The sequence below is a fragment of the Arthrobacter sp. SE2 genome (genome assembly GCF_058244265.1).
The window spans coordinates 336,310-349,203 of the sequence record NZ_JBZAYA010000003.1 but is presented as its reverse complement, the minus strand read 5'-3'; the positions used below and the strand labels follow the sequence as shown (position 1 = coordinate 349,203).

Here is a 12,894-nt window from a genome sequence, read left to right as displayed (position 1 = left end):
CGAGGCTTGCGTCACCAGGACTTTCCGGGCGGCCCCGGCGACTCTTATGTGCGGCATGGATTCATCCTAGAACAGCGGCTGTGCCACTTCGCTGCGGTGGCGGATACCCTTGAACCATGACCTCTGCAAACTCCCAGTCCATGAAGCCGGCCACCGTTGCCAAGAAACTTGGCATCTACCTGCCTGCAACACCCCAGGAGTTCCAGGATTCGGAAATCACCCGCGCCGATTTCGCCGAGCTCCAGGCCAACGCGCCGGAGTGGCTCGGCGAGCTCCGCCGGACGGGTCCGCACCCGCGTCCCGTGGTGGCACAGAAGCTGAATATCTCCATCAGCGGCCTCGCCCGCGGCGGAATCACCGAGCCCCTGACGACGGCAGAAATCACCGAACTGCTGGAAGCTCCTCCGCAGTGGCTCGTCGTCGAGCGCGCCACGCACGCAGCCGTACGCTCCGAGGCAAAGCGCATCAAGGAAGAAGCTGCCAAAAAGGAAGCTACGAAGGAAGCCAAAACCAACGCCACTGCCAAGCGGGACGCGCCCAAGGCTTCCAAGCGGGACCACGCTTAAGCTCCAACCGGACTTGCTGAGCAAGGCAGGACACCCCGGACAGGGTGTCCTGCCTTGCTGCTTTTAAGCGCGATTCGGGCTCTCGCCTCCACGTCTTCCTCGGCGCATACTGATTTCAAAGGGGTGCGCATTCGCGTGGAGGTGGTCCGATTGCCCGCCACAACTGGAGTCCAGCTGACGGTCTGGGAGATCGGGCTGTGGGCAATTTTGCTCATGTGCGCGGTGGCCTTCACCGTCAACACCGTCCGCAAAGGGGTCATCCATGGAGCCCCCGACGGCGGCCACCCCGCCTTGCGGGGTCCCCTCGTCCACCACGATCGGGACTTGGTCAATGAGCCGGACGCCACCTTCTGGAACATCTTCGCCGGACTCGTGGTGATTGTCCCCGCAGTCGTCATTCCCGCCTTGGCCTCGCCCGCCGTCGGGCTCTTGATGCTCTTCCTTGGCATAGGTTCGGCTGTTGCGGCATTTGCCGTCGGCCGGAAACTGGAGCAGAAGCGTCAAAGCCGCAGCGGTTTCACGGAAGCGGCGACCCGACACGACGCCCTCCTGGCCCGCTGGCAAAGATATGAACTGGATCCCGCCAAGGGCATCGACTTCCCCGGAATGAGCGACGTCAACGTTCCGCAGACCGCGGCCCTGGTGCGCGCGCTGCAGGAAGCCCAACGCTGCCGCCTGACAGTGGGGACGGACTATGCCCGCGCCGTCGAGCAGTTGGATATTGCGATGGCCGAAGCCGAAGCAGCGGCGGGCATTTCTGCGCCATAGCTAGCTGACGACGCTCGCCTCGCGGGAGGCGCGCTCCACGCCCGAGCGCAGATTTTCGGACTAGTCGTGTCCAAAGTAATGGCCATTCCTTCGCGCAGTGAGTAAATGCCGGCGCTTCCCCACAATTCAGAGTCATACAACTAGATGACGTTGACTGCCATCTTTGCATTCGATATTGCTTGTGACGAATTTCCCAAGCACCTCACCGTCAAACCGCCGACACTTGCTCGCCTGTAATTGCATAAAATGCGCGGCTTCTACAGGGCCATCTCTGTGCGAAACCGGCTTGGGGCACCTGGTTTGATGACTGATCAGGCGTGAGCCGCAACAGGCATCTGGGCCGATTCGCATGGCTCAATTACTTAACTTTCTACTCGGATGGAAAGCAAGTAGCCAAACAAGTAGCATCCCCGAAATCATCCAACAATCATCCAACACATGAAAATTCGGCGTGTCGATTGCGTGGTGAATTGCCCAGAAAACGAGTGCCCCGCACTCGTGATTCCCGGCTAATCCAACCATAGGATCAACTGCGCGAGGGGGCGTAGTCAGTGAAAAGGAAAACGGAGCCGCCCGGCTCACAGAAACACTATCGATTATTCGGAAGTGAGAATTTCCCATGAGAAACAAGTCACTCACACATCTAGGGGCTGGTGCCGCTTGTCTGGCCCTCATTCTCGGCGGGGCCGTCGCCGCACAGGCAACCCTTAGCGGCACGACCTTCGAAGGCAACGACGGAAACCTGATTCATTCAACCGGAGGCACCGACTGGGATAACGTGGCCGGCCGGAACACAGGCATTGATGTTCCCTCGGGCAGCAACGACAACGCCTTCGGCCAAGGAACCAAAGAAGACAGTACTGCAGTGACCGTGGTGGACGGTTCCATCCCACCCAACAAGAACGATCTCACGAGGTTCTATGAGGCATCCGAAATGGGGTCCAACGGCCACACCTACCTGTATCTGGGATGGGAACGCCTGGTCAACATCGGCAACGCCAACCTCGACTTCGAAATCAACCACGCCGGCACCGCAGGTTTCACCGCATCAACCACAGGGCCTGTGACCCTCAACCGAACGGCCGGGGACCTCCTGGTCAACTACGACTTCGGCGGTAGCGGCACCCCGACCCTCAGCATCAACACATGGCTCACGGCCGCTGCGGGCAACACTGCAAGCCAGTGCTTCTCCGCCAATACATTGCCTTGCTGGGGCAATCACACGACCCTCGGATCTTCTTCGGCCGAAGGCGCCGTCAACACAGTGCAGGTCACCGATCCATTCCTTCCCGCCCCAGGCACCCTCGGCATAGGCCTCTTCGGCGAGGCATCGATCGATCTGACCGCTGCCGGCGTGTTCCCTCCAGGGACCTGCCAGGCGTTCGGGAGCGCGTTCGTCAAGAGCCGCTCGTCGTCGTCCTTCACTGCTGAACTCAAGGACTTCATCGCACCCATCCCCGTCCAGATCAACAACTGCGGCAGCATCACCATAAAAAAGGTGACCCAAAACGAACCCGTCCCGGGCACGCAGTCGTTCTCCTACACCACGTCGTCCAACCTGACCGGCTTCAGCCTGACGAATGGCGGGACCAAAACCTTCAGCGCCCTCACTGCAGGCAACTACAGCGTGACGGAAGGTAACCAGACGGCACCTTGGAACTTCGTCTCCCTGACCTGTGACACCACCTCCGGAGTGACGATCACCGGCCAACAGGTGTCAATCGCCCTCGCTAATTCACAAAACGTGACGTGTACCTATACCAACCACTACACCAACAGTCCAAGCATCGCCACCACATTGTCTGGTACGACGGTGCCCGTTGGCAGTTCCGTGCATGACTCCGCCGCCCTTACCGGGGCGACGTCCACTGCGGGCGGCACCGTGACGTACACCGTCTACAGCGACACCGCGTGCTCCGCAGGTGCCAGGGACGCCGGGACCGTGACCGTGGCGAACGGCATAGTTCCCGATTCGAACGCCCTCACCTTCAATACAGCAGGGGATTTCTACTGGCAAGCGGTGTATAGCGGTGACGCCAACAACAACGGCGCCACAAGCGTCTGCACCTCCGAGCATGTCGTGATCAGCAAGGCGCAACCGTCCGTATCCACCGCCCAGGACCTGATCCCGAACGACAACTTCACGTTGTCAGGCGGATTCAGCCCGACCGGGACCATCACCTTCAACCTGTACGCCCCGAGCGACCCTACCTGCTCGTCGGCTCCAGCCCTCACCCAGACGGTGACCGTCGCGAGCGGCAATGGCACGTACGGCACCACCAACACCACGTTCCACTCCGCCACGGCCGGGACATGGCGCTGGATGTCAAGCTACTCGGGAGACAGCAACAACCAATCCGCATCGTCTGCGTGCGGTGTTGAAAGCTTCACCATCAACAACGGCTGACCTTCTGCATTTCCACGACTAGTTACTAGAGAAGGAGAGGATCCCCGGCCTGAACCGCCGGGGATCCTCTATGCGTTTGCGTCACCAATATCCAGCGCCCAAGACCTACGGAATTGCCCCGATGTGCACCAGGAGTTCGTGCTCGGCACCGTCGAGGTAGCGGCGCAATTCGGCAGCAGCCTCTTTCCGCTGTCCGCTACGGATCTGGGCAACCAACGCGGCGTTGCGTTCCACGTAATGTCCGTGGAACGCGGGGGTGGTGGCCATCGCGTGGAAGACCAATCGCATCTCGGCCAGCACTTTCTCCATCAGTGCGTCCAGGGAGGCGCTTCCGGACAACGACACCAAGGCCTTGTGCAGCTCCTGGTTGGCATCCGCCATGCCGGCCACCGATCCCTCGGCGAGGGCAGCCCGGGCTTTGTCGACGATGACGTCCATCGCGTCCAGGGCTCCAACCGGGACATCGCCCCACAACACCGCAGCCGGCTCGATCAGGCGGCGCACCCGGTAGATTTCGCGGACGTCGTCGGCTCCGGGGGCGGCCACGAACACGCCGCGGTTGGGAATCCGCTGGACCACGGATTCACCCGCAAGCACTGTAAAGGCCTCCCGCAGGGTGTTCCGGGAAACGCCGAGCGCTTCGGACAAGGCCTGCTCGGAGAGCTTCGCGCCGGGGGGCAACAAGCCATCGGAGATGCGCTGGCGAAGCTGGGCGGCAACCCACGCTCCAGTGTGGGCGTGGGTTGCGTGGCCGGCGTCGGCGATTCCTTGAAGCGCAGCGTTCATGGGCATGCCCCAAATCTACCGAACGGCGATGCCCGGAGGGGTTTTGCTGGATCACTCCGTCCAAGCCTCGGACGCGGCCCGGAAATCCGCGGAAAGAGGCGGTGCCCCCCTTGAGTGATCCAGCAGAATGTGCCGGCGCTCCGATGCGCACGGACCTCAGCCGATGCTCGCGAGCACCTCTCCGCGCCCGACGGCGGTGCCCGGCCCGTGCGGACCACGCGCCACGGTGCCGGAACGGTGGGCAGCGACGGTGGTTTCCATCTTCATCGCCTCCAACACTGCCACGGGCCGTCCGACTTCGACGACCGCACCGTCCTCAACCAGCCACTTCACCAGCGAGCCGGACATCGGCGATGCCAGACCGGATTCGTCGGCCACCACCGGAGCCGAAACAGCAGCGACCGAACCGCCACCTCCGCTCATCAGCGCTTCGAACAAGCGAAGGGGGAGCCCAAGCTGCACCGCCTTGCCGTCCAGTTCCACCGTGAACGTGCTGCGTTCGGAGCCGGGGGCCACGCGGGCGATCTCCGGAGACGCGGCCAGCTCCTCGGCGAACTCGGTCTCGATCCACGTGGTGTACACGCCGAGCTTGTCCTCCGAGGTGAAGGCCTCGTGGCGGACCACCGCCCGGTGGAAGGGAAGCACGGTGGGCAAACCCTTGATCTGCATCTCGTCCAGGGCGGCCCGGGCGCGGCGCAGGGCCTGCTGCCGGTCCTCGCCCCGGACGATCAGCTTGGCCAGGAGGGAATCATATTCTCCGGGAACCACCGAGCCGGAGCGAACCCCGGAGTCCACGCGGATACCAGGACCGGTGGGTGCTTCGAAGACCTCCACCGTGCCGGGCCCCGGCAGGAAGCCGCGCGCGGGATCCTCGGCGTTGAGACGGAACTCGAAGGCGTGTCCTTTGGGCTTAGGGTCTTCCGTCAGGGAAAGCCTGCCGCCTGCGGCAATCCGGAATTGTTCGCGGACCAGGTCCACCCCGGACGTTTCTTCGGTGACGGGATGCTCTACCTGCAGGCGTGTGTTGACCTCCAGGAAGGAGATGGTGCCATCCACGGCCACGAGGTATTCCACGGTTCCGGCACCGTAGTATCCGGCCTCGCGGCAAATTGCCTTGGCCGATTCGTGGATGAGCATGCGCTGTTCAGGGGTCAGGAAGGGTGCGGGGGCCTCCTCCACAAGCTTCTGGTTGCGACGCTGCAGCGAGCAATCGCGGGTTCCCAGGACCACCACGTTGCCGTGCATATCCGCCAGGATCTGAGCCTCGACGTGCCGTGGCTGGTCCAGGAAGCGTTCCACGAAGCATTCGTCGCGTCCGAAGGCCGCTTTGGATTCACGAACGGCCGATTCGAACGCGTCCTCGATGTCCTCCAGGCGCCGCGCAATCTTGAGCCCGCGGCCTCCCCCGCCGAAAGCAGCCTTAATCGCCACCGGCATGCCGTATTCCAAGGCGAACGCAAGTACTTCAGCGGCGTTGGCCACCGGACCGTCGCTGCCGGGAACGAGCGGAGCCCCGGCGCGGACGGCAATCTCGCGGGCGACCACCTTGTTTCCCAGCTCCCGGATGGACTGCGGTGCCGGGCCGATCCAGGTGAGGCCGGCGTCGATCACGGCTTGCGCGAAATCCGCGTTCTCCGACAGGAAGCCGTATCCGGGGTGCACGGCGTCGGCACCGGAGCGGCGCGCGACGTCGATCAGCTTGGCGATCTCCAGGTATGTCTCCGCGCCGGTGGAACCGCCCAGTGCGTAGGCCTCGTCGGCAAACCGCACGTGGAGGGAATCGGCGTCGGGATCCGAATACACGGCGACAGACTTCAAGCCCTCGTCCGAGCAGGCACGGGCAATCCGCACGGCGATCTCGCCGCGGTTGACGATCAGGACCTTCTTCATGGCTGGTTTCCTTCGGTGACAGCGCCGGTAGCGGCAGATTCAAGTGGTTCAAGGGTTGCGCGGTCCACGATCGTGAACCGCACGCTGTGGCCGGGCGACAATTGCGCCGCCGTCGGCAGGTCTTCGGGTACGACGACGGCAATCACCGGATACCCGCCGGTCACCGGGTGGTCGGCCAGGAACAGGACCGGGTGTCCGCTGGGTGGCACTTGGAGTGCGCCGGCAACGGCCCCTTCGCTGGGGAGCTCGCCGGCGCCGCGGTCCGGGTTTCGTTCGAGCGCACGGTTGCTTCCCGGCCTGAGCCGGACACCGATCCTGTTCGACTGCTCGGTGGTGACCCAATCCTCCTGCGTGAGCGCCTCCAGCGCACGGGAACCAAACCAGTCGTCCCGAGGGCCTAAGGTGATGCGCAGTTCCGCGGACGACACTCCTAGCCGCAGTGTGGATTCCTCGGCAGCGCCGACCATCTGGTACAGCGGCGCCCTTCCCACGGGGAGGCGAGTCCCGTCGGACAGCGGTGCGGGACCGATTCCGGACATCGAGTCGCTCGAGCGGCTTCCGAGCACCGGATGCACATCAATCCCGCCGCGGACAGCAAGATAACTGCGGGCCCCGAGCGTCGGCTCTCCCAGGCTGAGGGTTTCGCCGTCGAGGAGAGCGAAAGGCGCGCACATCGCGGCGCGGCGGGCCGGAGTCCCCGACGCATCGCGGGTTTCCAAGGGCACCACCGCTCCGGTAACCGCGACTACCTGGTCACCGACGGCCCGGACCGAGAGTCCGCCCAGCACCGTTTCCACAACCGCCGCACCGGGTTCGTTGCCCACCAAGCGGTTGGCTTGGCGCGTCGATTGTTGATCCACGGCGCCCGCGGCTGAAACTCCCAGATCTCCCAGTCCGGGGCGGCCGAGGTCCTGGACCAGCGATTGCAGTCCGGGTGAGTCCACCACCAGCGCCGGTCCGGTCACTTCGCGGACCGCGTGCCCAGTGGGAGTCAGCGCAACGGCCTCGCGGACGGCAACATACCGGACTGTGTCTCCGGGTCGAACAAGCGCCGGTGACTCCCGTTCGAGGTCCCAGAGGACCGCCGTCGTGCGCCCAATCAGCTGCCAGCCGCCCGGGGACTGCCGGGGGTAGACGGCGGAGAACGTCCCGCCGAGCGCCACGGAACCGGCCGGGACGGCGGTGCGTGGCGAGCTGCGGCGCGGAACGTCGAGGCTGTGGTTCTCGCCGAGCAAATACGTGAAGCCCGGTGCGAAACCGCCGAAAGCCGCGGTCCAAAGCTGTCCAGTGTGCGCGGCCACGACGCCGTCCCGGCCCAGACCAGTGAGGATGCCCACCTCGGCGAGGTCCTCGCCGTCGTACACCACTTCGATGGTGACGTCGCGGGAACTGTCGCGTGGCACAGTTCCCAGGTCAACATGCCCGACGGCGGTGCGTGCCGCGAGTGCCTCGGCATGCGTGCCGAACTTGAGAAGTACGGTGGCTGCCGCGGCCACCGCATCGAGCTGGCCGGGCAGGGGCTCGGCAAACAAGCTGGAATGAAACGCCAGCACGGAAGGGAGGTCGGAAAGTTCCACCAGCAGGGCGCGCGGGCCAGCCCATCGTATTCCCGTGAGGCTCACGCGAAGCTCCGTACGGTGACGCCCGCTGCTTCGAGTCCTTCGCGGACGGCGGCTGCCATGGCCACGGCGCCGGGAGTGTCTCCGTGTACGCAGATGCTTTCGGCGTGGACGTTAAGCACAGAACCGTCGCGGGCCACGATTTTGCCCTGAGTTGCCAGGCGGACCATGTTCTCGGTGATGGCAGCTTGATCGTGGAGCACCGCGCCTTCTTCGCGGCGCGATACGAGGGTGCCGTCCGCGTTGTAGGCGCGGTCGGCGAATGCCTCGGCTACTCCGCGGAGCCCCTTCGCTTCGGCTTTGGCGAGTGCGACGGAGCCCGGCAGGAGAAGCAGCGGGAGTCCTGGACTGAAGGCATGGACGGCGTCGGCCACTGCTTGGGCATGGACTTCGTGGTGGACGATCGCGTTGTAGAGGGCGCCGTGTGGTTTGACGTACTTGATCTCGGAACCGGCCGCGTGGGCCAAAGCTTGGAGCGCGCCGAGTTGGTACAGAACGTCGTCGGCCAGTTCCGTGGCGGAGCAGTCCAGGAATCGGCGGCCGAAACCCGCGAGGTCCCGATAACCCACGTGGGCACCGATGGTCACCCCGGCAGCGACGGCCTCGCGGCAGGTGCTGGCGATGGTGCTGGGATCTCCGGCATGGAATCCGCAGGCCACATTGGCACTCGACACGTAACGGAAGACGGCAGCGTCATCGCCCATAGTCCAGTTGCCGAACGATTCTCCGACGTCGCTGTTGAGGTCAATAAAAGGCATTGTGATCCCCGTCTCAGGTTGAATACCTCACCATCATGCCTGAAACATCAAGATTGTTCAACAATCCTGCCTCGTGGAGCAGCTGCCCGGATTCCAAAAGTGAGGTCTCGTCCCTTTCGCCGAGCGAAAGAGCCGAGACCTCACGTGTGGATTGGCACTTGTTCCTAGGCCACCGGTACCGCAGCGGCGCGGTTGTTCGCGGTGACGATCCTGGCGGCAGTTGCCTGGCCCATCCGGACCGCTCCGTCCACGTGCTGATAGCCTTCCGCAGCCAGATCCGAGGAGGACCAGTAGATGGGTCCTACGTTGGCGTGCTGGTCCTTGCCGTAGCGGTGCAGACCACCCAGGTCGTAGCTGGACGCGTAGGCTCCGCGGGTCCATTCCTCGGAACCCCAGTCGGATTCGTAGTAGACCTCGGCATCCAGGGCCTTCTCGCCCAGGAAGCTCGCGATGGACTCGAGGACCTTCTTCTTGCGGTCCTCGGCGCTGAGCTCGAAGACGGCGTCGGCCTTTTCGTCCGAAATGAAGCCCACCAAGGTGCCGCGCGTGTCCCCGTGGTTGGTGTTGTCGTAGACCTCCTGGACCAGGGCGTCGGCGCCGAAGCCCGTGCCGGACAGTCCGTCTTCGCGCCAGAACGGCGTGCTATAGACAGCGTGGACCTTGATGACGAGGCCCAGGGACTGGTGCTGGTGCATCTGGTGCTGGCGGCGCGGCAGCGGCGGGTTGTAGGACACGCGGGAGTACAGGTTCGGCGGGACAGCCATGATGACGAATCGCGCGTTGACGGTTGCACGCTCGGATTCGACGGTGACGCGATGGCCTTCATCGGCCGGCTCCCAATTGATGGTGCGGACCGGGCTGTTAAGTACGACGTCGTCACCCAATTCCGCGGCGATCAACAGGGAGACCTGCTGCATGCCGCCGATAACCCTCTTGTCCAGGATGAAGTCTTCGTCCGTCAGGTTGGAGAAGGAACCTGCCGAAGCTGCCATCAGCACTGCTTGCAGCGCAGAGAAGGCATGGGCCGGCTTGGTCAGCATTCCACCGGCGATGAAGAGGCCGATGTTGTTGCAGGCTTCCTCGTCCGTGGAGTTCTGGCGCAGCCAGTGGTGGAAGGAGATGGTGTCCAGTTCGCGGGCCTTGGGGTGGGCCCAAGGCTCCTCCGGGCCGATCTCGGCAGCGAGGCCGTCCAGGATGGCAATGAGCTTGTCCATCTCGGTTGCAGTGGTTTCGCTGACCGGGAAGGAAGCCCCGGTGTAGCGGGTGCGGCTGCCGTCCGGCGCGAGGTAGACAGATTCGCCGTTGCGGTAGCGGGAGTACATCTTGAGGCCCAGTTCGTCCAGGAGCCCCATGAGGGCGGTCTGGTCCGGGGACACCCATTGTCCGCCGATTTCCAGCATGGCCCCGTCAACGGTGTCGGTCCATGTGCGCCCACCGACGCGGTCGCGTGCTTCGAGCACGGCAACGCTGAGTCCGGCCTTCTTCAATTCGCGGGCGGCCGTCAACCCCGACGGACCGGCACCGACGATTACGACGTCGCGATCAAGATTCAACATGATGTCCTTTCTGTGGCCGTCCCCGTTGGCTGACCAATAAATGAATGACGTTCATTTATCTCAACTGTAGCTGGCTTGTCCGCGGCTGTGAAGACCCAAATGGAATAATGCTTTGACACAGCCTCCAGAAAGGTCAGCGATGCCTGAACCCACCCACGCTCCCGGCGAGACCAAAGCGCGTCGCAGGGCAGGCCGGCCGATGGCGGCGGTCCTGGACCAGGACGGCATCACGGCAGCGGCGCTGGAACTGATCAGCAAGAAGGGCTACGACGGGCTCACCATGGCCGCACTCGCGCGCTCCCTGGGAGTGGCGCCGTCGGCCCTTTACAACCACGTGTCCTCCAAAGATGAAGTCCTCAAGCTCGTGGAAGAAGACCTGATGTCCAAGGTCGACTTCGGCGGTTTCAGCACGCTTCCCTGGGAGGAGGCCGTCCGGCAATGGGCATATTCCTACCGCGGCATCTTCGCAAGGCACACCCCGCTGATCTCGGTGATCGCGGTCCTTCCCGTGACGGACGCCCCGCAGACGCTCGCCATGTACGAAGCCGTCACGGAGGGATTTCTCCGTGCGGGTTTCCCGGAGAAGCAGATCATCCCGAGCATCGTGGCCCTCGAGGCTTATATTTTCGGTGCCGCTTTCGACGCGAACGCGCCGGCGGACATTTTCGATTCCGGCCGCCTGGCCGACTCCACGCCGCACTTCACTTCGGCCGTCCGCAGCCTTGGACCCGAACGGAACAACTACCCGTCCGACCTCGCGTTCAGCATGGGCTTGGATGCGCTGATCACCGGGCTCGGCGCGCTCCGGGCATTGGGGAGTTAAACAAAGGAACCCCGATCAGAGACCGGGGTTCCTTGAATTGCGTGCGCGAGGGGGGATTTGAACCCCCACACCCTTTCGGATACTGGCACCTGAAGCCAGCGCGTCTGCCGTTCCGCCACTCGCGCGCAACTTCCTTCGCCCGGGCCGTACCAGGTTTCCCCGGCCTTACCCCTGCGAAAGCAGCGAGATCAAGCATAACGGACAACCCGTTGAAAACACCAATCGACCACGGACGAGGCCGTAAAACCCCGGGACGCCACGGATTGCCGGTTGCCCACAGGATGCGGAAATCCGGCGAGGAGCGTCCCGAAATGATGCAGGCCGGCGAACTTTTCCGGCGTTCCAGCCGTTGTGGAATAAGGCCATTCACAGTCTTGCCCAGTAGTATCGGGGTTTAAGACAGGCTTCTCGCGTGCGCTCCGGCCACTGCGGGGATTCGTCTTGGCTACTGATACTGCAGCGTCAACGAAGCGGAAGGAGAAAGACCATGGGCTTGCTTGACAGGGTTGAGCGTGGCATCGAAAAGGCCGTCCGCGGCGTCTTCTCCACCGGTTCGCGGGCTCGGGTGGAGCCGGTGGAGATAGCGAGCAAACTTCGGCGCGAACTGGACAACCAGTCCATCACTATTTCGGCCGGCCGTACCTTGGCTCCCAACGTCTTCGATGTCCTCTTGAGCGATCAAGACTTCGCGCGCGCCCAGGACTGGGGAACTCCTCTGGCCGAAGAATTGTGCGACGTCGTCATCCAGCACGTGCGCAGCCAGGGTTACATCCTGCAGGGTCCGGTACGGATCTCCTTCCGTCACGACGAAGCCCAGCGCGAAGGCCATTTCGAAATCACGTCCCGCACGGAGAAATCCGACGGGGCTGCCGCACCCGCTGCTCCTCGGCCCGTTGTCCCCGCGGCGCCGAGCCGCGAGCCCACCCGGCTCCAGCCTGTCCTGGACATCGGCGGACAACGCTATTCCCTCAACGCGCCTTCCATCGTGCTGGGCAGGTCATCCGAGGCCGACATCCTGGTGGACGATACCGGCGTCTCGCGCAAGCACTTGGAAATCCAGACGGCCGACGGAGTCATCCGCGCCGTCGACCTCGGTTCCACCAACGGAAGCTACGTCAACGGCCATAAAGTGGACGGCAGTGTGGAACTTACTGACGGATCCACCATCACCATGGGACGGACCAAGATCATCTTCAGACTTCTCCCCCAGCCCTCTGGTGGGCGCCCGTGAGCGACATCAGTGAACTGACCATCACCGCCCTCCGCTTCGGCTTCCTGCTGTTGCTGTGGATTTTGATCTTCAGCATCGTCTCGACCATGCGTCGTGATCTCGTGATCGGCCGCAAAGCAGCCATGGGAACTCCGACGGCGCGCGAAGTACGCAAGCACCCGGAACTCGCCCCTGCGCCACCCCAGCCCGTGAAGCAACAGGCGCACCAGCTCGTCGTCGTCGAAGGCCCGCTCAAAGGGACCACGCTTCCTTTGGCCGCGAGTCCGATTCTGCTGGGCCGCGCACAAGAGGCCACGTTGGTCCTCGAGGATGATTATGCTTCGGGCAGGCACGCGCGCTTGTTCCCCCAGGGCAGCCGATGGTTCATCGAAGATCTTGGCTCCACCAACGGCACCTACCTCGCCGATCAGCAACTGACCCGCGCCCTGCCGGTGGAGCTTGGTGTCCCCGTGAGGATCGGCAAGACGGTCATCGAATTGAGGGCGTAGCC

The 12,894-nt window shown here is 63.7% G+C and carries 11 protein-coding genes and 1 tRNA gene; 6 read left to right on the top strand and 6 right to left on the bottom strand.

The window, feature by feature from the left end; translation table 11 throughout:
* Window positions 1-116: 116 nt before the first annotated feature.
* From AC4CS3_RS06500 to AC4CS3_RS06490, 3 genes are all read left to right on the top strand, one after another.
* Window positions 117-566 carry a DUF5997 family protein gene (locus tag AC4CS3_RS06500; protein WP_490782710.1) on the top strand — a complete coding sequence of 150 codons (450 nt, stop codon included), beginning with the start codon at window positions 117-119 and terminating at the stop codon, window positions 564-566.
* A 150-nt stretch (window positions 567-716) separates the two neighbouring features.
* Complete coding sequence (locus AC4CS3_RS06495) at window positions 717-1,334, top strand: hypothetical protein (protein ID WP_490782709.1); 618 nt, start codon at window positions 717-719, stop codon at window positions 1,332-1,334.
* Between the two features lie 619 nt (window positions 1,335-1,953).
* Complete coding sequence (locus AC4CS3_RS06490; RefSeq protein ID WP_490782708.1) at window positions 1,954-3,741, top strand: hypothetical protein; 1,788 nt, start codon at window positions 1,954-1,956, stop codon at window positions 3,739-3,741.
* A gap of 105 nt (window positions 3,742-3,846) precedes the next feature.
* Here AC4CS3_RS06490 and AC4CS3_RS06485 read toward each other — a convergent pair whose 3' ends face one another.
* The 5 genes from AC4CS3_RS06485 to AC4CS3_RS06465 form a co-directional block, all read right to left on the bottom strand.
* The gene (locus AC4CS3_RS06485) at window positions 3,847-4,533 is read right to left on the bottom strand and encodes a GntR family transcriptional regulator (RefSeq protein WP_490782707.1); all 687 of its coding nucleotides are present in this window, start codon (window positions 4,531-4,533) and stop codon (window positions 3,847-3,849) included.
* A gap of 150 nt (window positions 4,534-4,683) precedes the next feature.
* Window positions 4,684-6,417, bottom strand: a complete 1,734-nt coding sequence (locus AC4CS3_RS06480) for an acetyl/propionyl/methylcrotonyl-CoA carboxylase subunit alpha (protein WP_490782706.1) — start codon at window positions 6,415-6,417, stop codon at window positions 4,684-4,686.
* On the bottom strand, window positions 6,414-8,039 hold the full coding sequence (locus AC4CS3_RS06475) for a 5-oxoprolinase subunit B/C family protein (RefSeq protein ID WP_490782705.1): 1,626 nt from the start codon (window positions 8,037-8,039) through the stop codon (window positions 6,414-6,416). Before AC4CS3_RS06475 ends, AC4CS3_RS06480 begins: the two co-directional genes overlap by 4 nt.
* Window positions 8,036-8,794, bottom strand: coding sequence for a LamB/YcsF family protein (locus AC4CS3_RS06470; protein WP_490782704.1), 759 nt, complete (start codon window positions 8,792-8,794; stop codon window positions 8,036-8,038). The genes AC4CS3_RS06475 and AC4CS3_RS06470 overlap by 4 nt, the downstream gene beginning before the upstream one ends.
* 164 nt (window positions 8,795-8,958) lie before the next feature.
* Entirely contained in the window at window positions 8,959-10,350 is a 1,392-nt protein-coding gene (locus tag AC4CS3_RS06465) for a flavin monoamine oxidase family protein (protein ID WP_490782703.1), read from the bottom strand.
* Window positions 10,351-10,489: 139 nt separating this feature from the next.
* On the opposite strand from AC4CS3_RS06465, the gene AC4CS3_RS06460 reads away from it, so the two are divergent.
* Window positions 10,490-11,173: a TetR/AcrR family transcriptional regulator gene (locus AC4CS3_RS06460; protein ID WP_490782702.1), complete on the top strand. Its 684-nt coding sequence runs from the start codon at window positions 10,490-10,492 to the stop codon at window positions 11,171-11,173.
* A 42-nt stretch (window positions 11,174-11,215) separates the two neighbouring features.
* Here AC4CS3_RS06460 and AC4CS3_RS06455 read toward each other — a convergent pair.
* Window positions 11,216-11,298: transfer RNA gene (locus AC4CS3_RS06455), tRNA-Leu, on the bottom strand.
* A gap of 362 nt (window positions 11,299-11,660) precedes the next feature.
* Here AC4CS3_RS06455 and AC4CS3_RS06450 point away from each other — a divergent pair.
* The gene (locus AC4CS3_RS06450) at window positions 11,661-12,404 is read left to right on the top strand and encodes an FHA domain-containing protein (RefSeq protein ID WP_345448288.1); all 744 of its coding nucleotides are present in this window, start codon (window positions 11,661-11,663) and stop codon (window positions 12,402-12,404) included.
* Window positions 12,405-12,409: 5 nt separating this feature from the next.
* A complete protein-coding gene (locus AC4CS3_RS06445; RefSeq protein WP_059390255.1) occupies window positions 12,410-12,892 on the top strand; it encodes an FHA domain-containing protein FhaB/FipA in 483 nt (160 codons plus the stop codon).
* The last annotated feature ends 2 nt before the right edge of the window (window positions 12,893-12,894 follow it).